This window comes from Streptomyces sp. NBC_01717, from assembly GCF_036248255.1.
Classification (GTDB): Bacteria; Actinomycetota; Actinomycetes; order Streptomycetales; family Streptomycetaceae; genus Streptomyces.
On the sequence record NZ_CP109178.1, the window covers coordinates 2,038,566 to 2,061,988 of the forward strand.

21 protein-coding genes are annotated in these 23,423 nt (G+C 69.4%); 4 read left to right on the forward strand and 17 right to left on the reverse strand.

Annotation, left to right across the window (positions count from 1 at the left end; translation table 11 throughout):
• Positions 1–89: 89 nt before the first annotated feature.
• From OHB49_RS09350 to OHB49_RS09380, 7 genes are all read right to left on the reverse strand, one after another.
• Positions 90–1,088, reverse strand: coding sequence for a TIGR03842 family LLM class F420-dependent oxidoreductase (locus OHB49_RS09350; protein WP_030978039.1), 999 nt, complete (start codon positions 1,086–1,088; stop codon positions 90–92).
• A gap of 11 nt (positions 1,089–1,099) precedes the next feature.
• On the reverse strand, positions 1,100–2,500 hold the full coding sequence (gene hydA, locus OHB49_RS09355; RefSeq protein ID WP_329159411.1) for a dihydropyrimidinase: 1,401 nt from the start codon (positions 2,498–2,500) through the stop codon (positions 1,100–1,102).
• A gap of 462 nt (positions 2,501–2,962) precedes the next feature.
• On the reverse strand, positions 2,963–4,246 hold the full coding sequence (locus OHB49_RS09360) for an aspartate aminotransferase family protein (protein ID WP_030978042.1): 1,284 nt from the start codon (positions 4,244–4,246) through the stop codon (positions 2,963–2,965).
• Positions 4,243–5,085 carry a nitrilase-related carbon-nitrogen hydrolase gene (locus OHB49_RS09365; protein WP_030978044.1) on the reverse strand — a complete coding sequence of 281 codons (843 nt, stop codon included), beginning with the start codon at positions 5,083–5,085 and terminating at the stop codon, positions 4,243–4,245. The genes OHB49_RS09360 and OHB49_RS09365 overlap by 4 nt, the downstream gene beginning before the upstream one ends.
• Before the next feature lie 278 nt (positions 5,086–5,363).
• Positions 5,364–6,761, reverse strand: coding sequence for a hypothetical protein (locus OHB49_RS09370; RefSeq protein ID WP_329159412.1), 1,398 nt, complete (start codon positions 6,759–6,761; stop codon positions 5,364–5,366).
• A gap of 143 nt (positions 6,762–6,904) precedes the next feature.
• Entirely contained in the window at positions 6,905–7,294 is a 390-nt protein-coding gene (locus tag OHB49_RS09375; RefSeq protein ID WP_329159413.1) for a PPOX class F420-dependent oxidoreductase, read from the reverse strand.
• A 108-nt stretch (positions 7,295–7,402) separates the two neighbouring features.
• Positions 7,403–7,675 carry a helix-turn-helix domain-containing protein gene (locus OHB49_RS09380; protein WP_030978049.1) on the reverse strand — a complete coding sequence of 91 codons (273 nt, stop codon included), beginning with the start codon at positions 7,673–7,675 and terminating at the stop codon, positions 7,403–7,405.
• A gap of 75 nt (positions 7,676–7,750) precedes the next feature.
• Between OHB49_RS09380 and map the strand changes: the two genes are divergently transcribed.
• Positions 7,751–8,518, forward strand: coding sequence for a type I methionyl aminopeptidase (map, locus tag OHB49_RS09385; protein WP_329159416.1), 768 nt, complete (start codon positions 7,751–7,753; stop codon positions 8,516–8,518).
• A 56-nt stretch (positions 8,519–8,574) separates the two neighbouring features.
• Here map and ggt read toward each other — a convergent pair whose 3' ends face one another.
• Positions 8,575–10,383, reverse strand: a complete 1,809-nt coding sequence (gene ggt / locus OHB49_RS09390) for a gamma-glutamyltransferase (protein ID WP_329159418.1) — start codon at positions 10,381–10,383, stop codon at positions 8,575–8,577.
• A gap of 103 nt (positions 10,384–10,486) precedes the next feature.
• On the opposite strand from ggt, the gene OHB49_RS09395 reads away from it, so the two are divergent.
• A complete protein-coding gene (locus tag OHB49_RS09395) occupies positions 10,487–11,230 on the forward strand; it encodes a hypothetical protein (protein ID WP_030978055.1) in 744 nt (247 codons plus the stop codon).
• Positions 11,231–11,308: 78 nt separating this feature from the next.
• Here OHB49_RS09395 and OHB49_RS09400 read toward each other — a convergent pair whose 3' ends face one another.
• From OHB49_RS09400 to OHB49_RS09420, 5 genes are all read right to left on the reverse strand, one after another.
• A complete protein-coding gene (locus tag OHB49_RS09400; protein WP_329159420.1) occupies positions 11,309–11,836 on the reverse strand; it encodes a hypothetical protein in 528 nt (175 codons plus the stop codon).
• A complete protein-coding gene (locus OHB49_RS09405; protein ID WP_329159422.1) occupies positions 11,833–13,269 on the reverse strand; it encodes a HAMP domain-containing sensor histidine kinase in 1,437 nt (478 codons plus the stop codon). The genes OHB49_RS09400 and OHB49_RS09405 overlap by 4 nt, the downstream gene beginning before the upstream one ends.
• On the reverse strand, positions 13,266–13,949 hold the full coding sequence (locus tag OHB49_RS09410; RefSeq protein ID WP_030978061.1) for a response regulator transcription factor: 684 nt from the start codon (positions 13,947–13,949) through the stop codon (positions 13,266–13,268). The genes OHB49_RS09405 and OHB49_RS09410 overlap by 4 nt, the downstream gene beginning before the upstream one ends.
• A gap of 99 nt (positions 13,950–14,048) precedes the next feature.
• Positions 14,049–15,728, reverse strand: coding sequence for a murein biosynthesis integral membrane protein MurJ (murJ, locus tag OHB49_RS09415; protein ID WP_443079508.1), 1,680 nt, complete (start codon positions 15,726–15,728; stop codon positions 14,049–14,051).
• A complete protein-coding gene (locus OHB49_RS09420) occupies positions 15,725–16,897 on the reverse strand; it encodes a lipid II:glycine glycyltransferase FemX (RefSeq protein WP_329159424.1) in 1,173 nt (390 codons plus the stop codon). The genes murJ and OHB49_RS09420 overlap by 4 nt, the downstream gene beginning before the upstream one ends.
• 227 nt (positions 16,898–17,124) lie before the next feature.
• Here OHB49_RS09420 and OHB49_RS09425 point away from each other — a divergent pair, with 227 nt between their 5' ends.
• Positions 17,125–18,345, forward strand: coding sequence for a L,D-transpeptidase (locus OHB49_RS09425; protein WP_443079509.1), 1,221 nt, complete (start codon positions 17,125–17,127; stop codon positions 18,343–18,345).
• 160 nt (positions 18,346–18,505) lie between these two features.
• Positions 18,506–20,101: an alpha/beta fold hydrolase gene (locus tag OHB49_RS09430; RefSeq protein WP_329159426.1), complete on the forward strand. Its 1,596-nt coding sequence runs from the start codon at positions 18,506–18,508 to the stop codon at positions 20,099–20,101.
• Positions 20,102–20,159: 58 nt separating this feature from the next.
• On the opposite strand, the gene OHB49_RS09435 is transcribed toward OHB49_RS09430, so the two are convergent.
• Genes OHB49_RS09435 through OHB49_RS09450 form a run of 4 tightly spaced genes read right to left on the reverse strand, consistent with a single transcriptional unit; the run spans position 20,160 to position 23,356 of the window.
• Complete coding sequence (locus tag OHB49_RS09435) at positions 20,160–21,029, reverse strand: amino acid ABC transporter permease (protein WP_329159428.1); 870 nt, start codon at positions 21,027–21,029, stop codon at positions 20,160–20,162.
• Entirely contained in the window at positions 21,026–21,670 is a 645-nt protein-coding gene (locus OHB49_RS09440; protein WP_329159430.1) for an amino acid ABC transporter permease, read from the reverse strand. Before OHB49_RS09440 ends, OHB49_RS09435 begins: the two co-directional genes overlap by 4 nt.
• A 16-nt stretch (positions 21,671–21,686) precedes the next feature.
• Positions 21,687–22,598, reverse strand: a complete 912-nt coding sequence (locus OHB49_RS09445; protein WP_329159432.1) for a glutamate ABC transporter substrate-binding protein — start codon at positions 22,596–22,598, stop codon at positions 21,687–21,689.
• A 14-nt stretch (positions 22,599–22,612) separates the two neighbouring features.
• The gene (locus OHB49_RS09450) at positions 22,613–23,356 is read right to left on the reverse strand and encodes an amino acid ABC transporter ATP-binding protein (protein WP_313939881.1); all 744 of its coding nucleotides are present in this window, start codon (positions 23,354–23,356) and stop codon (positions 22,613–22,615) included.
• Between the last annotated feature and the right edge of the window lie 67 nt (positions 23,357–23,423).

Genomic DNA, 23,423 nt, shown 5'->3' on the forward strand with positions numbered 1-23,423 from the left:
CCCTTCGCTCGGGAGCGGTGCCGTGCGGGGCTGTGGGGCGCGGGGTGTGGGGCGGGGGTGTGACGACGCGGGGGATACGGAGAGGCGGGTCAGGACAGTGCGGGGATGATCTCGGAGCCGTAGGCGTCGATCGTCGCTTCACGCGCGTCGTGCATGTTGTAGACCGCGAACTGGTCCACGCCCAGGTCGCGCAGTGCCTGCAGCTTCTCGATGTGCGCCTCGGCAGGGCCCAGCAGGCAGAACCGGTCGACGATCTCGTCCGGCACGAAAGCGGTGTCCGGGTTGCCGGTGCGGCCGTGGTGGCTGTAGTCGTAACCGGACCGCCCGGCGATGTACTCGGTGAGCGCGTCCGGGACCAGACCGGAGTGTGCGCCGTACCGGGACACCAGGTCCGCGACATGATTGCCGACCATCCCGCCGAACCAGCGGCACTGCTCCCGGGCATGGTCGAGGTCGTTGCCGACATAGGCGGGGGCTGCGACGCAGATGGTCACGGCTTCCGGGTCGCGGCCCGCCTCCGCCGCCGCGTCCCGTACCGCCTTGATCATCCACTCGGTGAGGAACGGGTCGGCGAGCTGGAGGATGAATCCGTCGGCCTTCTGCCCGGCGAGGGCGAGCGCCTTCGGACCGTACGCGGCCATCCAGACAGGCAGTTTGCCGTCCTTGATCCACGGGATCTGGACGCTCTGCCCGTCGACGGTCGCCTCCCGGCCCTCGGCGAGGTCGCGGATGACATCGATGGCCTCGCCGAGGCGGGCCAGGGTGTTGGGCTTGCGTCCGGCGACCCGCATCGCCGAGTCGCCCCGGCCGATGCCACAGACGGTGCGGTTGCCGTACATGTCGTTGAGGGTGGCGAAGGTGGAGGCGGTCACCTCCCAGGTGCGGGTGCCCGGGTTGGTGACCATGGGCCCGACGACGAGGCGTTCGGTGTGTTCGAGGATGCGGCTGTAGATGACGAACGGTTCCTGCCAGAGCACCGCCGAGTCGAAGGTCCACCCGTAGCGGAACCCGTTGCGCTCGGCGCGGCGCATCAGACCGACGACGGCTGAGGCGGGCGGGTCGGTCTGGAGGACGAGTCCGAAGTCCATGACAGGTGCTCCTAGTCCAGATACTGGCTGGTGGCGCGCGGGGTGTACATGCCGTGGCCGGCTCGACCCGTGAACTTCCGCTGGTCGATGACGACTTCGCCGCGCGAGAGGACTGTGTCGACCTGCCCGGTGAGCCGCTTGCCCTCGTACGCCGAGTAGTCGACGTTCATGTGATGGGTCTCGGCGGAGATGGTCTGCTCGGCGTGCGGGTCGTAGATGACGACGTCGGCGTCGGCGCCCGGGGCGATGGTGCCCTTCTTCGGGTAGAGACCGAACATCCTGGCCGGGGACGCGCAGGCGATCTCGATCCAGCGGCGGCGGGAGATGCGGCCCTCCACGACCGCCTGATGCAGCAGGTCCATCCGGTTCTCCACACCGGGCATCCCGTTCGGGATCTTCGAGAAGTCGCCGCGGCCCATCTCCTTCTGACCGGAGAAACAGAACGGGCAGTGGTCGGTGGAGACGACCTGGAGCTCGTTGTTCCGCAGGCCCCGCCAGAGCGCCTCCTGGTGTTCCTTGGGCCGCAACGGGGTGGAGCAGACGTACTTGGCGCCCTCGAAGTCCGGCTCGGCGAGGTTGTCGGTGGAGAGGAAGAGGTACTGCGGACACGTCTCGCCGAAGACCGGAAGTCCCTTGTGGCGGGCGGCCGCCAGTTCGGCGACGGCCTCGTCGGCGGAGACATGCACGACGTACAGCGGGGATCCGGCGACGCGGGCGAGCTGGATGGCGCGGTGGGTGGCTTCGGCCTCCAGCGCCACCTTGCGGACGTCGCCGTGGTAGCGCGGGTCGGTGCGGCCCGCGGCCAGCGCCTGCTCGACGAGGACGTCGATCGCGATGCCGTTCTCGGCATGCATCATGATCAGCCCGCCGTTGCCGGCGGCCCGTTGCATGGCCCGCAGGATCTGGCCGTCGTCGCTGTAGAAGACACCGGGGTAGGCCATGAACAGCTTGAAGGACGTGACGCCCTCCGAGACGAGCAGGTCCATCTCCTTGAGCGAGGACTCGTTCACGTCGGAGAGGATCATGTGGAAGGAGTAGTCGATGGCGCACTTGCCGTCGGCCTTCGCATACCAGGCGTCGAGTCCTTCCCGGACCGCGCTGCCCACGGACTGGATGGCGAAGTCGATGATCGTGGTGGTGCCGCCCCAGGCGGCCGCCCTGGTCCCGGTCTCGAAGGTGTCGGCCGCGTTGGTACCGCCGAACGGCATCTCCATGTGCGTATGCGCGTCGACACCGCCGGGGATGACGTACTTGCCGGTGGCGTCGATGGTCCGGTCGGCGGTCCAGCTCTCGGCCGCGTCGGTGCCGTGCGCGGCGAGTGCGGCGATGCGGCCGCCCTCGATGAGTACGTCTGCGTGGAGTTCGTCGGACGCGGTGACGACGAGGCCGCCGTGGATGACGGTGCGGCTCATGTACCCCTCCTCACTGTGGCGGAATGGGTCTACGCACGTAGACAAAGTGCGTGGTGAAGAACGTAGAAGTGGGCTACCCACTGTGGCAATACCACTGCGGCTAACCGCTGAAGACGTTTCCGTTTCCAGGTATGGCGTACACCGTCGGCCCAAAGCCGACACCGCGTCACGTCGTATACATCGGTGCGTCGATGTGGCGACAGGTGAGCCGTCCGGCACGACGGTCCAGGTCCTGGTGAGCGAGTCCGCCGCACCCCACGGGGCGGGGTCTGCCGGGGCGCCGGAACCGGAAACGACGGCGTCCTGGCCCCGGCCCGTGATCAGAAACGAATTCATCGCCTCGGCCGCGGCGTGCGGCCCCGGGGGACGCCGGTTCAGGCGTCCCCCTTCGGGGGCGTCCGACGGATCGCGGCCGGACACTCGCCGACCGTCATTCCGGCCCGTGCCGGTCAGTCGGGCACCTCACTCCACCGCGTGCAGCGCGTCGGCGAGGATCCTCGCGCCCTCCTCCGCCTCGGCGATGGACAGCGACAGCGGCGGGGCGATCCGCAGCACGCTGGTGTTGTGCCCGCCGCCCTTGCCGATGAGCAGCCCGCCCTCGCGGGCCGCTTCGAGTACGGCGGTCGCGGCCTCCGGGTCGGCCTCGTCGGTGCCGGGCTTCACCAGCTCGATGCCGATCATCAGACCCCGGCCGCGCACTTCGCGTACGCACTCCACTCCGGCGCCGATCGCCCGCAGCCGCTCGATGAGCAGCCCTCCGACGCGTCGCGCGTTGCGCTGGAGGTCGTGTTCCAGGAGGTACGAGAGGTTGGCCAGGCCGGCCGCCATGGTGACCGGAGAGCCGCCGAACGTCGAAATGGAGTTGGCGTCCAGGCAGTTCATGACCTCGGCGCGGGCCACGACACCGCCGATCGACATGCCGTTGCCGATGCCCTTGGCGAAGGTGAGCATGTCCGGCGGGCCGTTCCGGTCGTGCGCCTGCCAGCCCCAGAAGTGTTCGCCGGTACGGCCCCAGCCGGTCTGCACCTCGTCGGAGATCCACAGGATGCCGTGCCGGCTGAGCACTTCGCGGAACGCCGCGAACAGGCCGTCGGGCGGGGAGGTGAATCCACCGACGCCCTGGATGGGTTCGGCGATCAGCGCGGCGGCGCCGCGGGTGTGGCCGAGCAGATCCTCCAGATCGGCCACGCACGCCTTGATGAACTGTGCGTCGCTGAGTTCCGCGTACGGCCCTCGGGTGCGGACGCCACCGTGGACGTACAGCGTCTGCAGCGGGGACAGACTCGTGGGCGACCAGGCCTTGTTGCCGGTGATGGAGACGGCCGAGAACGACCTGCCGTGGTAGCTGTTGCGCATCGCGAGGATCTGGTTCGAGCTGCGGTACGTGGTGGCGAGCAGCAGGGCGGTGTCGTTGGCCTCGGTGCCGGAGGTGGTGAAGAAGACCCGGGCGTCCGGGATGCCGGAGAGCGTGGCGATGCGCTCGGCGAGTTCGACCATCGGCCGGTTGAGGTAGAGCGTCGAGGAGTGGATCAGCCGCCCGGCCTGCTCACTGACCGCCTTGGTCACTTCGGGCAGGGCATGTGCGGTCATCGTGGTGAGGATGCCGCCGAAGAAGTCGAGGTAGCGGTTGCCGTCGGCGTCCCAGACGTGGCGGCCCTCTCCGTGGGTGAGCTCCAGGGGGTGCCGGTAGTAGAGCGCGAGCCAGTCGGGGCTGACGGCGAGATGACGGTGGTGGAGACTGCTCACGGCTCGACCAGTCCTTCGTACGCGTCGGGGCGGCGGTCCCGGTAGAACGCCCACTGCTGGCGCACCTCCTCGATGAGACCGAAGTCGAGGTCACGGACGAGGAGTTCCTCCACCTTGTCGCTGGCGACCTCCCCGACGAACTGGCCGCGCGGGTCGACGAAGTAGCTGGTTCCGTAGAAGTCGTTGTCGCCGTACTCCTCCTGACCGACGCGGTTGATCGCGGCGATGAAGTACTCGTTGGCGACGGCGGAAGCGGGCTGTTCCAGCTGCCAGAGGTAGCTGGACAGGCCCCGCGAGGTGGCCGACGGGTTGTAAACCAACTGGGCTCCGTTGAGACCGAGTTGACGCCAGCCCTCGGGGAAGTGCCGGTCATAGCAGATATAGACACCGACCTTGCCGACGGCGGTGTCGAAGACCGGCCAGCCGACGTTTCCGGGCTTGAAGTAGTACTTCTCCCAGAACCCCTTGACCTGCGGGATGTGGTGCTTGCGGTACTTGCCGAGGTACGAGCCGTCGGCGTCGATCACGGCGGCGGTGTTGAAATAGAAGCCGGACTGCTCGATCTCGAAGACCGGCACGACGATCACCATGCCCGTCTCACGGGCGAGCTCCTGCATCCGCCGGACGGTCGGCCCGTCCGGGACGGCCTCGGCCCAGCGGTAGTGCTCGGGCTCCTGGACCTGGCAGAAGTAGGGGGCGTTGAACACCTCCTGGAAGCCGATGATCTTCGCCCCCTGCCGGGCGGCCTCGCGAGCATGCTCCTCATGCTTGGCGATCATGGATTCGGTGTCGCCGGTCCAGGTCGCCTGGACGAGTGCGGCGCGTACGACGTGGGACATGAGCTGCTCCTTCGACGCGGCGTCAGAGAGCCTCTACGCGTTTTCTACGCACGTAGACTCGGTGCATAGGAGGAGAACGTAAGCCCCGCCACACGGTGGGGCAAGACCATCGCCGTGAACCGGCTGAGTCGATCATGTTTCGTACCCGTGCGGTCCACACTTCCCCCTCACCTCGCGACCCGGGTGCACTCTCCGGCCCCACGGGCGGCGCCGCGCCGCCACCCCGCGTCCCGACCCCCGTGACGTCACCTCGGCGGACTGCGCCCTCACCGAATGCTCTAAGGGGTGTCCGCGATGCCGGCGACGCGCAGGGCGTGCACCACGTCCCACTCCCGCTCAGGTGACACCGCACGGGCAGCGGCCAGCAGTTGCGGAACGAGTTGGCGCGGATCGCCCGCCGCGATCAGGGCCGCATCCTCCGGGGTGCGTACGCGGACGAAGGCGCCCATCAGCGCCTGCGCCTCCGGTTCGAGACCGGCCCGGTCCAGAGCCAGCACCGCGTCGGCGATCTCCGCCGCGGGCCGCGCCACGCCTTGGCGCAGCAACTGCCCGCAGTCGTCGGTGCGGCCCGCCGCGGCCAGCGCACCGGCCGCGGCGGCCAGCTCGACGGGCGGCAGCGAGGACACCTCCCACAGCAGGGTCGCCCAGTCGGCCGCCAGACCCGACCTGTGCAGCTCCACGGCGAGCAGGGGCAGCCGGTCCGCAGGCCAGCCGGCCGCCTCGCACAGCACGCCATGGGCCTCGCCGCTGCGACCCTCCGTACGGAGCCGCACGAGCATGTCCACGGCCTCGGTGGCGGCGCGTCGCGCGACCGGGTCCGCGGCGGGCCGGGCGGCATCACGGCCCCGGGCGTCGGCCCCCGCCGCGGTGGGGGCGCCGCCGAATCGGGCGCCGCGCGGGACGGCGGCGTCCGTCGGCGGGACGGGGAGCACGGGGACGGCGAGGGGGGCGCCGGTGTCGTCGTCCACCTCGAGTCCGGCGAAGCGGGCGCCGCGCGGCTTCTTGCGCTTGGGGGCCGGGGGTTGGGGCATCCCGGGGGCGGAGAACGACGGTCCGGTGGCAGGGGACTTCCGGGCGGCGGGGGCCCGCTCGCTTCCTGCTGCGGGGCCGGGTGCGGTGCGCGGGCCCGGCGCCCGTGGCCTCGCGGGTTCGGCGGGGGACTCCTCCTCCGGCCGGAACCACCCCTGCGGCACAGTCACGGCCGACAGCCGCTTGCGCAGTTCCGTGCAGCGGGCCGAGGCGCGCGTGTGGTCGTCCTGGGCCCATGCCAGCGTGTCCGGGTCCGGTGGCTGCGCGCCGTTGTCCACCCCGGCAGCGCGCACCCGCTGGGCGGCGTACGCCTGCTCGCGGAGCATCAGCTCCAACCGCTCGACGAGTGCCTGCCGCCCGCCCGGCCGCCGGTCGTGGGCGGCGGCCGATGCGGAGTACAGCGCGGCGGCGCGTACCGACTCACGCGCCGCGAACGCGGCGCCACGCTCGCCGGCCAGGTCCTGCAGCAGTGACTCCACCACGTCCCACGGCGGTATCTCCGCGCCGTCGAGGCAGGCCCGCATGCCGGCGGGATCGCGTCGGCAGAACACCCCGTACCAGCCGCGCCCCGGGTCGAGCAGGGCCGTGAGGTTCCGCAGATATTGCGCGAACTCGGCTACTTCTCCAGCAAGTTGATGCACCGTCATCGTCGCCCTCACCCACCGTCGACTGGAGCACTCCAGTCCGCAGGCATTCGACCGCAGGCGTGTTACGGGACGGCTACGCGCACTTTTCGGCGAGGGTGCGGTCGGCGCAACGCCGCCACCGCACGCGCCCGCGGCAGGCCGGATCAGAAGGTGACGGCGATCCCGATGTGCGGGCGCTTGCCGAGCCGGACGACGGTCGCCGGCCAGTCGACCAGCCAGAACTTCCAGGCGTACTTGCGGGCGAGCAACTGGCGCACCGCACGTGTCCCCGCCTCGTCGAGCAGCCGCGCCGTTCCCTCGGCGCTCGGCGCACCCTCCGCGATCCGGCCGCGCACGTCGCAGACGGTGACGACGACCCGGCTGTCGTTGCGCAGCCGTTTCACCTTCCACGAGTCGGCGCGGGTCCAGATGAACAGCTCCTCGCCGTCGGCCGCCGCCCACACGGGCGTGGCAACGGTGGTGCCGTCCTTCCGGTACGTGGTCAGGCTGACGTACTCGCTGTGGGCGAAGTCCTGCGGAGTCCGGGAAGTCACGGCGGTGACCCTACGCGCCCGAGTGCCGGGTACGCACCTCCCGTGGGTACCGACCGGTCGACGGGCGCAGGCAGCCGCCGGCCGGACGACACCGCTACGGATCCGCGGTCAGCCGGCCAGGGGGACGGCCACGTCCGGTTCCGGGGCGCAGCGGATCAGCAGCTCGTCCATGGAGAGGCCGAGCGCCCCGGCCAGCGCCGCGACCGTGAAGAACGCAGGGGTCGGGGCGCGCCCCGTCTCGATCTTGCGCAGCGTCTCGGCGGAGATACCGGCGCCGGCCGCGATCTCGACCATGCTGCGGGCGCCTCGCGCCTCGCGGAGCAGTCGGCCGAGCCGTTCGCCGCGCAGGCGTTCTTCCGGGGTCAGAGGCGTTCGTACCATGCCGACAGTCTAGTACTGCCGTTATTCTCATACCGCCGTTATTCTCATACCGCTTTCACCGGTATAGTAATTGGCATGGTTCAGCTCAAGACGGATACATCCATAGAGGCGATGCGCGAGGCGGGCCGGGTCGTGGCCCAGTTGCTGGCGGCCGTACGGGAGGCGGCGGCGGTCGGCGTGTCGCTGCGCGAGCTCGACGAGGTGGCGCGCGAAGTGCTGCGCGAAGCGGGCGCCGGGTCGCCGTTCCTCAACTACAAGCCGCATTTCGCGCCCACCCCGTTCCCCGGCGTGATCTGCGCGTCCGTCAACGACGCGATCGTGCACGGCATCCCGACCGACCAGCGGCTGCGCGACGGCGATCTGGTGAGCATCGACGCGGGCGCGACGCTCGGCGGCTGGGCCGGCGACTCGGCGATCAGCTTCACCGTCGGCCGCGCCCGGCCCGCCGACAGCCGGCTGATCGACACGGCCTTCGAGGCGCTGGAGGCGGGGATCGCGGCGGCAGTCGTCGGCAACCGGATCGGTGACATCGCGCATGCGATCGGCACGGTCTGCCGGACGGCCGGATACGGCATCCCGGAAGGCTTCGGCGGCCATGGCATCGGCCGGTCCATGCACGAGGACCCGGCCGTCCCCAACGAGGGACGACCGGGTCGCGGCATGCCACTGCGGCACGGGATGGTGCTGGCGATCGAGCCGATGCTGATCGGCAGCGGCCGGGACGCGTTCCACCCCGACCGGGACGGCTGGACACTGCGTACGTCCGACGGCAGCCGGGCGGCGCACGCCGAGCACACGGTGGCGATCACGGACGCGGGGCCCCGCATCCTCACCGCGCTCTGACATCGCCGGACAACGCGCCATGAACCGGCTTCGAGAGCCCGGCTATTGACGATCCGTCACGGCTTTGCGCTCGGCCTCACGACCATCGCCGAACCACCACCCCGCCGGACCTTCTCCGCCGCGGCGAGCCACCGCCCGTCCGGCAACCGTTGCACACCCGTGGCCGCCCCGATCTCGGGGTTGAGCTTGAAGGCATGCCCCAGCGACTCCAGCTCGCTCCGCAGCGGACTGTTCCACAGCCCCGGTTCGAGCTCCGTCGTCGGCGAGTTGCGCTGGCTGGCGCGCGGCGCCGCGATCGCGTCGACCAGCGGAAGGCCCCGGTCGACCGTGCCGATGAGCGACTGGAGCACGGTGGTGATGATCGTGGCGCCGCCCGGCGACCCCAGAGCCAGCAGCGGCTGCCCGTGCTTCAGCACGATCGTCGGCGAGATCGACGACCGAGGCCGCTTGCCCGGACCCGGCAGATTCGGATCGTGCACCGCAGGGTCGGCCGGGGCGAACGAGAAGTCCGTCAGTTCGTTGTTGAGCAGATAGCCGCGCCCCGGCACGGTGAGGGCACTGCCGCCGGTCTGCTCGATGGTCAGGGTGTACGCGACGACATTGCCCCACTTGTCCGCGGCCGTCAGATGCGTGGTGTTCTCCCCTTCGTACGTCGTCGGGGCGGCCGTTCCACGGTTCGCGCAGTCGGCCGGGTGGCGCGGGTCGCCGGGGGCGAGCGGGCTGGTCAGCACCGCGTCGTCCTTGATCAGGCACTCCCGCGAGTCGGCGTACCGCTGACTGAGCAGGCCGCGCGTCGGTACGTCCTCGAACGCCGGGTCGCCGACCCACCGCCCACGGTCCGCGAACGCGATCCGGCTCGCCTCGATGTAGCGGTGCAGATACTGCGCCTCGGTCGCCCGCGAAAGGTCCGTGGACTCGAGGATGTTGAGGGCCTCACCCACACTCGTACCGCCGGACGAGGACGGCGCCATGCCGTACACGTCGAGGCCTCGGTAGCCGACCTTCGTCGGCGCCTGCCGCACTGCCCGGTAGGACCGCAGGTCCCGCGCCGTGAGGTCGCCGGGACGCACCACCCGGGTCGCCTCCGGGTCGACCGGCGGGTTGCGCACGGTCCGTACGACGTCGTCGGCCAGGTCGCCGCGGTACAGCTCGTCGATGCCCTCGCGGCCCACCTTCTCGTACGTACGGGCAAGATCGGGGTTCTTGAAGACGGAGCCGACCACCGGCAGCTGCCCGCCCGGCAGGAAGAGCTTCGCGGTGTCCGGGAAGTCGGCGAACCTGGCCTGGTTGCCCTCCGTCTGCGAACGGAACGTGGAGTCGACGACGAAGCCGTCCCGGGCCAGGCGTTCGGCCGGCTTCAGCAGCCTGCCCAGCGACTTGCTGCCCCAGGCGTCGAGGGCGGTGCCCCAGGTGGCCGGGGTTCCCGGCGTGCCCACGCCCAGACCGCTGGTGACGGCGTCCGCGAAGGCGAGCGGCTTCCCGTTCTCCAGGAAGAGCGAGGAGTCCGCGCTGCGCGGAGCGGTCTCGCGGCCGTCGATGGTCTCCACGGTGTGCTTCTTGGCGTTGTAGTAGACGAAGTAGCCGCCCCCGCCGAGGCCCGCCGAGTACGGCTCGGTCACGCCGAGCGCGGCTGCGGTCGCCACGGCGGCGTCGACGGCGTTGCCGCCCTCACGGAGCACCTCGATCCCGGCGGCCGTCGCGTCCGCGTCGACGCTGGCGACCGCGCCGCCGTATCCCACCGCGACGGGGGACTTGGGCGGTGGCACGGCCGATGGCGACGAAGTGGACGGTGCGGCCGCGCCGACCGTGACAACAGCGGCGAGCACACTTAACAACGACACATTCCGTGCGACTGAACGTCGCATGCGCACCTCCAGTGAAGGATCGTCCGCGCAGGGTAACTCCGCCTCACCTGTCTCGTCAGGGCCACCGTGAACATGGTCCGGATGACCGCTAACATGCCCGCCCATGACTGACGACGTACGCAACATCGTGCTGGGCGTGATAGCGGCCGGCTTCAGCGCCGCCCTCGGCTGGGCGGCCCGCACCTATCTCTGGCGCCGCAGACTCCGACGGAAGCAGGCGTTCTTCGGGCTGCCCGGGAACTCCGAGTGCCTGCTCGTCGTCAACCGCGACGCGGGCGGGGACGGCGCCGTCCACCGCCACGACGTCTTCGCCCTGCTCGAACTCTCCGCGCTGATCAAGGACTGCTCGGCGCATGCCCAGATCGTGTCCCACGACACCGCCCAGCAGGGCTTCGGCGAGCGCACCGAGTTCTGCGTGGGCGGCCCGGTCTCCAACCGCCGGATGGCCGCCCATCTGCATTCCCTGCTGCCCGGCGTGAAGGTGAACACCGAGCCGGAGCCGGGCCCGGACCGTGGTGCCTTCCAGATCGGAACGGAGCGCTACCGGGCGGAGAAGGGCATCGCCGAGCACGTTCTGCTCGCCAGACTGACGGCCGGTCAGGATGCCCGCCCGGTTTTCCTGTTCTGCGGACAGCAGGCGATCACCAACCAGGCGGCGTCCCGCTATCTGGCCCGCAACTACGAGAAGCTGTCCCGCAAACATGGCAACAACACGTTCTGCCTGCTGCTCAAGGTGGTCAACTCGCAGGCGTACGGCCCCGATGTGGTGGAGCTGGTCGCCGACGTGACGCGGGCCGCGCAGACGCCCGTACCCGCGCAGCGCACTTCGCACCGCGCGTCGAGCTGATCCGCCCGCGGTCCCGGGCCGCGCCCGTCCGGCCTCCCGTGCTGCCCCACTCCTGCGCGGGGGGGGGCGGCCCGGCGATCAGACGGAGCAGCGGGCCGGCCCGATGGATCCGTCCGATCCGAGCACCGTCACTGTCGTGCCCTGCTGGGCGCCGCGCTCGTACGCGACGGTGCAGATCAGCTGCTGCCGGGCGAGTTCGGAGAGCTGGTTGACGGCGGAAGTGATCCGGACCCGTACCCCCTCCTGGCTCGTGGTCACACTCACCTGGTCACTGCTCATGGGGAGTTCGGTCCGCAGTCCTGCCTCCCTCTCCGCCGGGGAAGGCCCCTTGAACAGCAAGGCGAGCTGCTTGCCCCGGCTTCGCCCGTCATCCCCTGTTCCCGAGGACGAGGTGGCCGACGGAATGTCGACCTGCCGTACGACGGGGAGCAGTCCGCCCGGGGACGACGGCGAGATGAAATACAGCACCGTGCCCTGCCGGGCGCCCGGGGCCACCTCCACGGTTGCCGCATCACCGACCTGGACGACGTCCGTGGACCTGATGCCGCACCCGGTTGCCAGCAGCACAAGGGGCAGCAGAGCGCCGAGGACCCGCCCGCGCCTCATGCCCCCTCCAGCGGAAGCTCGACCGTGAACACAGCACCGCCGTCAGGCCTGTTGGCGCCGTGGACGGTGCCGCCGTGCAATCGTACGTTCTCCTGGGTGATCGCCAGTCCGAGTCCGCTGCCCGCCGACCGGGTCCGCGCCTCGTCGGCCTTGTAGAACCGGTCGAAGATGTGCGGAAGGACGGCCGGTTCGATCCCGGGACCGCTGTCCTCGACCTCCGTCACCAGCCAGTCCTCCCCGTCCCGCCGCTCTGTCCGCAGCCGTACCCGGACGGGCTGTGCGCCGTGCCGCAGGGCGTTGCCGACCAGGTTGGCCACGATCACATCGAAACGGGGCGGGTCGAGCACCCCCCTCACCCCGTCGGGGAGGTCGGTGGCGACCTGTTCCTCCCAGTGCCTGGCCTGCAGGGTCTTGCGGATCGTCTCGGCGACGTCGACCTCGTCGAGGTGGAGGCCCGCGGCCTTCGCGTCGAAGCGGGAGATCTCCATCAGGTCGTCGACGAGCGTGGCCAGCTTCCCCGTCTCCGCACTGATCAGCCGGACGGCTGCCGCAGTGTCGGAGTTGAGCTGGGCGGCATCCTCGTCGAGGACTTCGGTGACGGCAAGCATCCCCGCGAGCGGGGTGCGCAGCTCGTGCGAGACGTCGGAGGCAAAGCGCCGGGCCCTTGCCTCCGCCCGTTGGAGCTCCTCCACGGACTGCTTGAGCTTGGTGGACGATTCGTTGAACGTCCAGGCCAGTTCGGCGAGTTCGTCGGATCCCTTCACCTCGATACGGGTGTCGAGCTCGCCCCGTCCGATCCCGGCGGCGGCCCGGCGCAGGTCACGGACCGGGCGCAGCACACTGCGGGCGGCCAGCAGGGCCGGCACCAGCGCGATGAGGAGGGCGGGCAGAGCGCCGTCGCGGGCCGCGGTGACCATGGCGTTGACATTGGCCTGCTCGGGGCGGAGCGGCATCACCGCGAAGAGGACGAGCCCGGTGCGACGCGGGCCGTAGCCCCGGTCGAACATGGCGGGCATCCCGATCGTCAGCCAGGGCTCGCCGTTCTTGACGACCCGCTGGAACGAGGCGTGCGCGTTGGTGCGGGCAGCGGCGCGCAGTTCGGGTGTGATCACGTTCGAGGTGGACCGGTCCGACGACGAGATCCGCAGGTCCGCATATTCGGCGAAGACGATCCAGGTGTGCGGCTTGCCTTCCCGGGCGAGGGTCTGGCACACCTGCCGCAGCTGGGCCGCGTCCAACGGGAGGGTCAACGTCTGCGCGGTGACCCGGTCGCGGAACTGGGCGACCGCGGTGTCCTGGGCCTGCTGGAGGATCGCGGACCGGGCCTCGCGGTAGGTCAGAGTCGCAGTGGTGATCGCGCTGATCGCCGCGACCAGAAGAAATGCCGATATGAGACGGGTCCGCAGACCGAACCGGGCGCCGAGAAACTTCATACGAGCGGCCCGAACCGGTACCCGAAACCGCGGACGGTCTGGATGTACCGGGGGCTGCCCGCCACATCCTCGATCTTCTGCCGCAACCGCCGTACACAGGCGTCGACCAGTCGCGCGTCGCCGTGGTAACTGTGCTCCCAGACGTACTCGAGGAGCTGCTGCCTGCTGAAGACCTGCTCGGGAGAGGCCGACAGATGCAGCAGCAGTTTCAGTTCGGACGGGGCGAGCAGGATCCGCTCTCCCGCCTTGGCGACGGACAACCCGGCACGGTCCACGACCAGTTCGCCATGGAACTCGATGCCGCTGCGTCCGGCGGGTTCGGCGAGCCGTCGCAGCACGGCCCGGATCCTGGCCTCGATCACTTCGGTGCGGGCGGGCTTGACGATGTAGTCGTCCGCGCCTGCCTCCAGCCCGACGACCACATCGAAGTCGTCTCCGCGGGCGGTCAGCATGATGATCGGCAGCTGGCTGGACTCCCGTATGCGACGGCAGACCTGGACGCCGTTCATGCCGGGCAGCATCAGGTCGAGGAGGACGAGATCGGGCCGGAACTCCGCCAGCGCGCCGAGTCCCGCCTCGCCGGTCTCCACGGCCCGGAGCTCATGACCGCGCCTTCGCAGCCCGAGCTCGACCCCTTCACGTACGGAGGGGTCGTCTTCGATCAACAGCACACGCGGCATGGCACCAGTATCCCAACGATCACTATCGAGCCAACCGGCACGGACGAGCCGTCCGGCACCAGCAAGGACAGGTCGGCCACCGGACGGCCCCGGCGCCCGCTAACGCCGCATCCGGCCCCGTCCCGCGGCCAGCACGGCACTGACCTCGGCGAGCCGCAGCGGCCGCGCCAGCACCCCCACCACCGCCAGAAGCACCATCACCCCCGCCGCCGTTGCCACCACGTCCCCGGCCCCGTCGCATGCACGGGCCACCGCGTAACCGAACGCCCCCGCGGGCACACAGGCCACCACCAGCCGCGCATGCGCCCACAGTCCCGGCGACCGCCACAGCGCAGGCCACCGCTCGCCGGATCCGCCCGACACCCTGCGATGCAACACATACGCGGTGACCGCGAACCCCGCGAAGAGTGCCACCGAGTACGCCGCGGCCATCCCCGTCACCGCCCACCGCGCGGGCAGCATCAGATACGCGACACCGGACAGCCCCGCGTTGAACGCCGCGATCACCAGGTTCAGAAGGAATGGCGTGCGGGTGTCGCCCATCGCGTAGAACCCCCGGGACAGCACGTACTGCCCGGAGAACGCGATCAGTCCCGGCGCGAACGCCATCATCATCCCCGCCATCACCGTGATGTCGGCGGCGCCGGTTTGTCCGTAGCCGAACACAGCCCCCATCACCCACGGCGCGAGCGCGAACAGCGCACCCGCTGCGGGCACCACCACCGCGGCCGTCGTCCGCAGCGCATAGGAGACATCGCGACGCACCCCGGCGAGATCGCCCCCAGCCGCCGCCCGGCTCATCCGCGGCATCAGCGCGGTGACGAGCGAGACGGTCACGATGCCCTGCGGCACCACCCACAGCTGGTAGGCGTAGCTGTACGCGGTATAGCCCACGCCGCCTGCCACGCCCTGCTCCACGGCGTGCTGCCCGGTGAGGGTGGAGAGCCGGGTCACCACCCAGTAGGCGACCTGGTTCGTCAGCACCAGCATCACGAGCCACCCGGCCGACCGTAGCGGCCGGGTGAGACCGCTCCCCCGCCAGTCGAACCGGGGCCGCCAGCGGAACTTCGCGGCCCGCAGCGCGGGCACCAGGGCCAGCGTCTGCACGGCGATCCCGGCCGTCGTCCCCCACCCCAGCAACTGGGCATGCGCGGAGGTCAGCGTGCCGTCGGAGCCTGCCGCGACGCCCAGATAAAACCCGAACACAGAGATGATCACAAGGTTGTTGAGGACCGGGGTCCACATCATCGCGCCGAACCGGTTGCGGGCATTCAGTACTTGACCCAGGAGCGTGAACAGCCCGTAGAACAGGATCTGCGGCAGGCAGTAGCGGGCCAGCGCGATCGTGAGCTGCGCCTGCTCACCCGAGTAGGGGGTGTAGACAGCCACGATCAGCGGGGCGCCGACGACAGCGAGTCCGGTGAGGGCGACGAGGCCGACCGCACAGGCGGTGAGCAGCCGGTCGGTGTACGCGGCTCCGCCATCGGCGTGTTCCTTGGCGGCCCGCACCAGTTCGGGGACGAACACCGCATTGAGGGCGCCGCCGATGAGGAGCATGTAGAGGATGTTGGGGACGGTGTTGGCGACCGCGTACCCGTCGGCCTGGAGTCCGGTGCCGAGCGCGGCGACGACGACCGCCGAGCGTATGAACCCGGTGGCCCGCGAGACGACCGAGCCGGCTGCCATGACGGCGCCGCTGCGCAGCACCGATCCCGACCTGTCCGTCGCCTTCCGCTGCTCGTCCTCTGCGACCTCTCCCGTCGCCTCGGTGGCGGTCACCGGCGCGCCAAGTACGCCTGGAACGCGCGGTACAGCGTGTTGTTGGCGGCTCCGCCCACCGATGTCTCCCACTCTCCGAGGGTTTCGACGACCTGTCCGCCGGTGCCGAATTTCCAGCGCAGCAGGCCGAAGGAGCGGTCGTCGGGGTCGAGGGTGGAGGGTACCCCGCGCATGTCGTACACCTCGGCGCCGAGAGCCAGCGCGTCGAGCATCATCTGCCACTGGAGGGCGTTGCTGGGGCGGACCTCGCGGCGGTGGTCGGCGGACGCGCCCGTCTGGTACCAGACCCGCCGCCCGGTGCTGATCATGGTGTGTGCGGCAAGGATCTCGCCCTCGTGGACGGCGAGGTAGAGCTGCATCCGGCCGGGCTGTTCGGCGTTGAGCACGGCGTACTGCTGCTGGTAGTAGGCGAGGGAGCGGCCGAGGCGGAAGCCGTCCCGCTCCTCGGTCACCCGCAGCAGCCGGTGGAACTCGGGCAGTTCGGCCGCACCGCCGACGACTGTCCGGACGCCGCACTTCTGGGCCTTGCGGACGTTGCGGCGCCACTCCTGGTTGAGCCCCGCCCACAGGTCGTCGGGGGTGCGGCCGGCGAGCGGCACCTGGAAGACATAGCGCGGCTGGGCGTCTGCGTCGTTCCCGGCGTCGCCGTCCCCGCCGCACCGGTGCCAGCCGCGTGCCCGGAGCCGTTCGGCGACGGCGCTGCCGAGCGGGTCCACCTCGGTGGCCAGGACGTCGCCGACCTTCCGGCGGGGCCCGGTGGCCGCCTTGAGCCGGGCGGTGTCCCAGCGGCGGTAGGCCGGTGACGGACCGATCCGTACGGCGAAGGCACCGGCCTTCCGCAGATGCGCCATCAATGGCAGGAGCCAGCGGTCGATTTCGGGATCGGCCCAGTCGGCCACCGGTCCTTCCGGCAGATAGGCAAAGTATTTCCGGGTGCCGGGGAATTGCCGGTAGAGCACGAGGGCGCTGCCGATCAATTCAGCACCGTCGCCGTGCCATCCGACCATTTCCGACTTCCATTGATCCTTCACCCCGGCCCAGGACGGATACTGCAGAAAGCTCGCCCCGGCGCGCGCGGTCACACATGCCCGGTGCTCGGCAGCGGTGAGACTGCGTATCCGTAGCCCCTGTTCACCCCTGCGGTCATCGGTCGCGAGCAGCGCTGACATGTCCGTGGCCCTCCCCTGGCTCCGCCCTGCCGACGGCTCGGCGGGGCTGCACAGGATGCTCACAGCAGCCTATGACGGGTCCGCGCGGCGAATGTGACCGAACGATGACCGTTGCGCTGCATTCCATGTCACACAAGGGAATCCATGGTTTTCCGGGTATTTGCGGAACCTATGGTCGAGTACATGCCTCTCCACCGATGAGAAGCACTGCCATGGAGGTTTTTCCGTTGATCTCTGTATGCCGGCGCATACGCCGCACCACCTCGCCCGCCCGCCCGACCCGGCTGACTCTGATCGCAGGTACGGCGATGCTCGGCGCCGCACTCACCGCCTGCTCGGGCGCCGCCGCATCGGACTCCGCTTCCGGGTCCGATGACGGTGCCGGGGCCGCCAGGACTCCGGACACCAGGATCGCGGTGAACCTTCAGGGCACGAAGGCCGCCGCGGGCAAGCCGGTGACGGTGACACTGGCCGACGGAAAGCTGAGGACGGTGAAGGTGACCGCCGCCGAGGGTGACGCGCTGACCGGCCGGATATCCGGCGACGGCCGGACCTGGACTTCGGACCGGGTCGCCGCACCGGGTACCGAGTACAGCGTCGAGGCCACGGACACCGGAGGCGGCACCGACCGCGCGGGGTTCTCGACCGCAGCGGCCGGCAAGGTCAACAAGCTGACGCTGGCCCCCGGCAAGAACACCACGGTCGGGGTGGCCCAGCCGCTGTCGATCGTCTTCGACAACCCGGTGAAGGACAAGGCCGCCGTCGAGAGAGGGCTGAAGGTCACCACGTCGAACAACACCGAGGGGTCCTGGGGCTGGCTGCAGGACTACTCCGGCAAGGACAGGATCGACTGGCGTCCCAAGGAGTACTGGAAGTCCGGTACGCGCGTCACGCTCGACGCCGATCTGAACGGCATCGACTCGGCGGCCGGCGGCTGGTTCGTGCGTGACTACGCGACGACGTTCACGATCGGGCGCAACCAGGTGGTCAAGGTCGACCTCGACCGGCACCGGCTGGCGTTGCACCGGGACGGGAAGACGGTCATGGACGTACCCATGTCGGCGGGCACCCCGGGCGGGGACAAGGCGTCCTGGCGGGGCACGGCCGTACTGATGGCGAAGGAGGGCACGATCAACATGCGCTCCGAGACGGTCGGCCTGGGCGACGCGTACGACAAGATGGTCGACTCGTCGATGCGGCTGACCTGGTCGGGGATGTACGCCCATGCCGCGCCGTGGAACGCCGCGTACTTCGGGGTCGCCAACCACAGTTCCGGATGCGTGGGGATGAGCGACGCGAACGCCGCGGAGCTGTATCAGAAGGCGCAGGTCGGCGACCCGTTCGAGATCACCGGCGCGGACGCAAAGGGCACGGTCGCGGAGGGCAACGGCTACGGGGCGTGGAATGTGTCCTGGTCCGACTGGCAGGCGAAGAGCGCCCTCGGCTGATCCCGAGTCTCCGGACGCCTCTGATGTCATGACTTCGCGTCACCGCTGACACCACGTCCAACAATCGTTACGCTCACGAAACTTACCGGGGAGTTACCAACGGTAAACAACCAGGGTTACCGTCGGGTCACTTTGCACCGACACGCGTGAGGAGTGACCCGTGGGACGTCCGTACCCGGCTCTGCGCACCACCGCATCCATCGGAACCGCCGCCGTCCTGATCGCCGGAGCCGCCCTCGGCGCCGCTCCGGCGGCCGTCGCCCAGCCCCTCGCCGCACCCGTGGCGGCGTCGGCCCCGAGCCTGAAGTTCTACGACATCCCCGGCTCCGGCGGGATCACTCTCAAGGGCAACGTCTTCACCCCCGCCGGTGCGCGGCCGGGCGACAGGAACCCGCTGATCGTGCTGCCCTCCAGCTGGGCGACGCCGCAGATCGAGTATCTCGCGCAGGCACAGCAACTGGCCGACTCCGGTTATGTGGTGGTCAGTTACACCTCACGCGGTTTCTGGCTCTCCGGCGGGAGGATCGAGGTCGCCGGGCCGCCGGACATCGCCGATGTCTCCGCCGTCATCGACTGGGCCCTCGCCCACACCCCCGCCGACCGGCAGCGCATCGGCATGGGCGGCGTGTCGTACGGAGCGGGTATCAGCCTGCTCGCGGCAGGCCACGACAAGCGGATCAAGGCCGTGGTCGCGCTGAGCGGTTGGGCCGACCTCATCGACTCCATCTACAGCGGCCGTACCCAGCACCTCCAGGCCGCCGCACTGCTCGGTGGGGCCGGTCTGCTCACCGGCCGCCCGAGCGACGAACTGAACACGACGCTCGCCGACTTCCTCGGGTCCGACCTGGCCAAGGAACCGGACATGATCGCCTGGGGGAAGAAGCGCTCCCCCGTCACGTATCTGGACGAGATCAACGCCAACGGCGCCGCCGTCATGATGGGCAACGCGTGGGGCGACACCATCTTCCCACCCAACCAGTACGCCTCGTTCTACGAGAAGCTCAGCGGCCCCAAGCGCCTGGAGTTCCGCCCCGGCGACCACGCCACCGCCGAGGCCACCGGTCTGCTCGGCCTGCCCAACGACACCTGGACCGACGCCCACCGCTGGTTCGACCGCTACCTCAAGGGCGAGCGCAACGGCATCGACCAGGAACAGCCGGTCCAGCTCAAGTCCCGGACGGACAGCGGCTACGAGGGCTACCCGGACTGGAAGTCGGTCGGCGCCGACCGGAAGCGGATCGCGCTGAGCGGTACGAAGAAGATCTACGCGAACGTCGACTCGGGAGCCGACGGCGGCATCGTGATGCTGTCGAACGCCCTGGACCAGTTCGTGAAGCTGCCTCCGGTCGCCTCGATCCCCCTGCTGCCGCGCACCTTCGCGGGTGTCTGGCAGTCCGAGCGGTACGGCTCCGCACAGCACATCCGCGGCACGGCGAAGCTCCACACCACGGTCACCAGCAACAAGGAGAGCGGCACCCTCGTCGCCTATCTATACGACGAGGGGCCGCTCGGCCTCGGCAAGCTGGTCAGTAACGCCCCCTATACCTTCCACGGACAGACGCCGGGGCGACCGTTCGGCGTGGACCTGGAGCTGTTCTCCACGGCCTACGACCTTCCGGCCGGTCACCGACTCGCCCTGGTTGTCGACACGGTCGACCCGCTCTACATCGAGCACAACCCGGCCGGCTCACAGCTGACCTTCTCCTCGCCGGACACGGACCCCTCGTACCTGTCCGTTCCGTTGCGCGAGAAGTGATCACCGGCTGCTGCCGGGCGGGCACCGCTCCTCCAGACCGCTGTACGGCCGGTCTGGGCTACTGCGCTCCCGGCAGCAGCGTTCCTGGTCCGGCCGGTGCGACCTCCACGGCCTTGGTCTTCGGGTTGCGCCGCTCCCGCTTGGCCACCCAGTTGGCGAACCAGGAGAGCAGCATGCACATCCCGATGTAGATCGGCGAGATGACCATCACCACGGGGATGAAGGGAAGATCGTAGTCGAGGTTGGACGCGATGAGTTTGCCGGCGTGGAGGAATTCCTCGTACGTGATCAAGTATCCGAGCGAGGTGTCCTTCAGCGCCACCACCAGCTGGCTGATGATGGCGGGCAGCATGGCGCGAACCGCCTGCGGTGCCAGCACGAAGGTCATCACCTGCGTCTTGCGCATACCGACGGCGTACGCGGCTTCGCGCTGGCCGCGGTCCACCGAGTTGATGCCGGTGCGGAACACCTCGGCGAGCACCGAGCCGTTGTAGAGGGTCAGTCCGGTGACCAGCGCGGGCAGCGGCTGCACCTTCAGCGCCACGAAGATGAAGAAGATCATCACCAGAACGGGCATGGCCCGGAAGAACTCGACGACGAGCGTGGCCAGCCAGCGCACCGCCCGGTGTTCGGAGAGCCGCCCGACGGCGAGGACCGCCCCGAGTGTCAGCGAGAGCACCGCGGCGTACGCGAACGCCTTCAGCGTGTTGCCGAGACCGCGCAGCAGCAGTTCCTGGATGCCCTTGTACTCGAAGGGTGTCCACTTGGCGCTGGTGAACTGCTCGGTGGCGAAGAGCAGATAGATGATCCAGCCGACCAGGGCGAGGATCAGGACCGTGGAGACGATCCCGTACACCCTGTGGCGTTTGCGCGTGACCGGGCCCGGGATGTCGTAGAGCGCGGTCGCTGCGGGGGCGTGGGTGGTCATCGGGCGACTCCCCAGCGCTTCTCCATCACGTTGAAGAGCGCACTGATGGACAGGGTGATGATCAGGTAGCCGACGGCGATCCAGACGAAGGTCCAGATGATGTTGTAGCCCAGCTCGTTGAGGGTCTTGTAGGTGCCGAGCAGCTCGATGACGCTGAACGCGCCGGCGATCGCCGAGTTCTTGGCGAGGGCGATGAGCGTCGAGCCGACCGGCGGGATCACCGAGCGGAACGCCTGCGGCAGCACCACGGAGCCCAGTGTCTGTCCGAAGGTCATTCCGAGGCTGCGGGCGGCCTCGCCCTGCCCCTGCGGCACGGTGTTGATGCCGGAGCGCAGCGCCTCGCAGATGAATGCGGAGGTGTAGCAGCCGAGCGCGAGGATCGCGAAGACCTTGAACGGCAGGACCAGGCCGAAGCGCGGCAGGCCGAGGAGGACCGCGAAGAAGAGCAGGGTCAGCGGGGTGTTGCGCAGCACCATCACCCAGACGGTGCCGAACACCCGGAGCGAGCCGACGGGCGCCACCCGGAACGAGGCCATCATGAAGCCGAGCACCAGCGCCAGGATCGAGGCGAAGACGGTGAGTTCAAGGGTGCCGAGGAAGCCTTCGGCGTAGGTCGAGAAGTTCTCTGTCAGTACGTCCATGGTGTGGCCCGTCCCCTCAGGTCGCCGGGTAGCGGTCGATGGGCGGCGGAGTCGGGGCGGGCACTCCGGACAGGCCGAGGGTGGCCTCGAACGCCTTCTTCCAGTTGCCGTTCTTCTCGTTGGCCTCAAGGGCGTCGTTGAGTGCGAACCGAAGCGCGTTGTCGCTGCGCGGTACCCCGATGCCGTACGGCTCCTCGGAGAACGGCTTGCCGACCACCTTCAGCTCCTTGGGTGCCTTGGCGGCGAAGCCCAGCAGGATGGCGTCGTCGGTGGTGACGGCGTCGACCTGGTAGGTCAGCAGGTTGTCGACACAGATCGAGTACGTGTCGTAGGAGACCAGGATCGCCTTCGGGTAGTCGGCCGCGATCCGCTGGTACGGGGTCGAACCTGCCGCCGAGCAAACCGTTCTGCCGGCCAGGTCCTGCGGGCCGTTGATGTCGTGCTCGTCCGTGCGGACGAGCAACGACTGCCCGGCCATGAAGTAGGGCCCGGCGAAGCCGACGAGCTTCTTGCGCATCTCGTTGATGGTGTAGGTGCCGACGTAGTAGTCGATCTGGCCGTTCTGCAGCGCGGTCTCGCGGTTGGCGGAGGCGATCGTCTTGAAGCGGATCGTCTTCGGGTCGAAGCCGAGCGAGGCGGCCATCATCTTGGCGATCTCGATGTCGAAACCGGAGTAGAGGCCGGTGGCCGGATCCCTCTCCCCCAGGTACGGCTGGTCCTCCTTGGCCCCGACCCGGAGGTAGCCGCGCTTCTTCGCCTTCGTCCAGGTTTTCGACTCGGGCAGCCGGAAGCTGGTGTCGACCTTGTACACGGGCAGCTGCGCGGGCTTCGGCCCCTTCACCGGAGGGCTGCCTTCCTTGCCGCAGCCGACCGCAAGGACGGCCAGCAGGAGCCCCGCACAGGCGGCCAGCACTTTTCTCGTACGCAACTGGGGGCCTCCCGTCAGTGCTTGAGGATCTTGGACAGGAAGTCCTTGGCGCGCTCGCTCTCCGGGGCGGTGAAGAACGCCTCCGGGGTGCGGTCCTCGACGATGCGGCCGTCCGCCATGAAGACCACGCGATTGGCGGCGGATCTGGCGAACCCCATCTCGTGTGTGACGACGACCATGGTCATGCCGTCCCTGGCGAGCTGTTGCATGACCTCGAGCACCTCATTGATCATCTCCGGGTCGAGCGCCGAGGTCGGCTCGTCGAAGAGGAGGGCCTTGGGGTCCATGGCCAGTGCGCGGGCGATGGCCACCCGCTGCTGCTGGCCGCCGGAGAGCTGGGCGGGATACTTGTCGGCCTGGGAGGCGAGCCCGACCCGCTCCAGGAGCTCCCGGGACCGCGCGTCGGATTCGTCCTTCTTGCGTTTGCGGACCTTGAGCTGGGCGAGCGAGACGTTGGCCAGCACGGTCTTGTGTGCGAAGAGATTGAACGACTGGAAGACCATGCCGACTTCGGCGCGCAGCTGCGCGAGCCCCTTCCCTTCCTCCGGGAGGGGTCTGCCGTCGATCGCGATATGACCCGACTCGATCGTCTCGAGTCTGTTGATGGTCCGGCAGAGCGTGGATTTACCGGAGCCGGAGGGGCCGATGACCACCACCACCTCCCCGCGGCCGACGGTGAGATTGATGTCCTGCAGTACGTGCAACGCTCCGTAGTACTTATTGACGTCCCGCAGCTCGATCAACGGATCGACGGCCATACGCTGCCCTACCCACTTATCGCTGTGTCGAGTTCAGCGCAAACTATCCATCCCGATAAGGGACTTC

What these genes read in the sequence shown, in the direction of transcription:
- OHB49_RS09350 (WP_030978039.1), bottom strand. Translation starts at nt 1,088, where the DNA reads ATGGACTTCGGACTCGTCCTCCAGACCGACCCGCCCGCCTCAGCCGTC.
- hydA (WP_329159411.1), bottom strand. Translation starts at nt 2,500, where the DNA reads ATGAGCCGCACCGTCATCCACGGCGGCCTCGTCGTCACCGCGTCCGAC.
- OHB49_RS09365 (WP_030978044.1), bottom strand. Translation starts at nt 5,085, where the DNA reads ATGTCCCACGTCGTACGCGCCGCACTCGTCCAGGCGACCTGGACCGGC.
- OHB49_RS09370 (WP_329159412.1), bottom strand. Translation starts at nt 6,761, where the DNA reads ATGACGGTGCATCAACTTGCTGGAGAAGTAGCCGAGTTCGCGCAATAT.
- OHB49_RS09380 (WP_030978049.1), bottom strand. Translation starts at nt 7,675, where the DNA reads ATGGTACGAACGCCTCTGACCCCGGAAGAACGCCTGCGCGGCGAACGG.
- map (WP_329159416.1), top strand. Translation starts at nt 7,751, where the DNA reads ATGGTTCAGCTCAAGACGGATACATCCATAGAGGCGATGCGCGAGGCG.
- ggt (WP_329159418.1), bottom strand. Translation starts at nt 10,383, where the DNA reads ATGCGACGTTCAGTCGCACGGAATGTGTCGTTGTTAAGTGTGCTCGCC.
- OHB49_RS09395 (WP_030978055.1), top strand. Translation starts at nt 10,487, where the DNA reads ATGACTGACGACGTACGCAACATCGTGCTGGGCGTGATAGCGGCCGGC.
- OHB49_RS09400 (WP_329159420.1), bottom strand. Translation starts at nt 11,836, where the DNA reads ATGAGGCGCGGGCGGGTCCTCGGCGCTCTGCTGCCCCTTGTGCTGCTG.
- OHB49_RS09405 (WP_329159422.1), bottom strand. Translation starts at nt 13,269, where the DNA reads ATGAAGTTTCTCGGCGCCCGGTTCGGTCTGCGGACCCGTCTCATATCG.
- OHB49_RS09410 (WP_030978061.1), bottom strand. Translation starts at nt 13,949, where the DNA reads ATGCCGCGTGTGCTGTTGATCGAAGACGACCCCTCCGTACGTGAAGGG.
- OHB49_RS09420 (WP_329159424.1), bottom strand. Translation starts at nt 16,897, where the DNA reads ATGTCAGCGCTGCTCGCGACCGATGACCGCAGGGGTGAACAGGGGCTA.
- OHB49_RS09435 (WP_329159428.1), bottom strand. Translation starts at nt 21,029, where the DNA reads ATGACCACCCACGCCCCCGCAGCGACCGCGCTCTACGACATCCCGGGC.
- OHB49_RS09440 (WP_329159430.1), bottom strand. Translation starts at nt 21,670, where the DNA reads ATGGACGTACTGACAGAGAACTTCTCGACCTACGCCGAAGGCTTCCTC.
- OHB49_RS09450 (WP_313939881.1), bottom strand. Translation starts at nt 23,356, where the DNA reads ATGGCCGTCGATCCGTTGATCGAGCTGCGGGACGTCAATAAGTACTAC.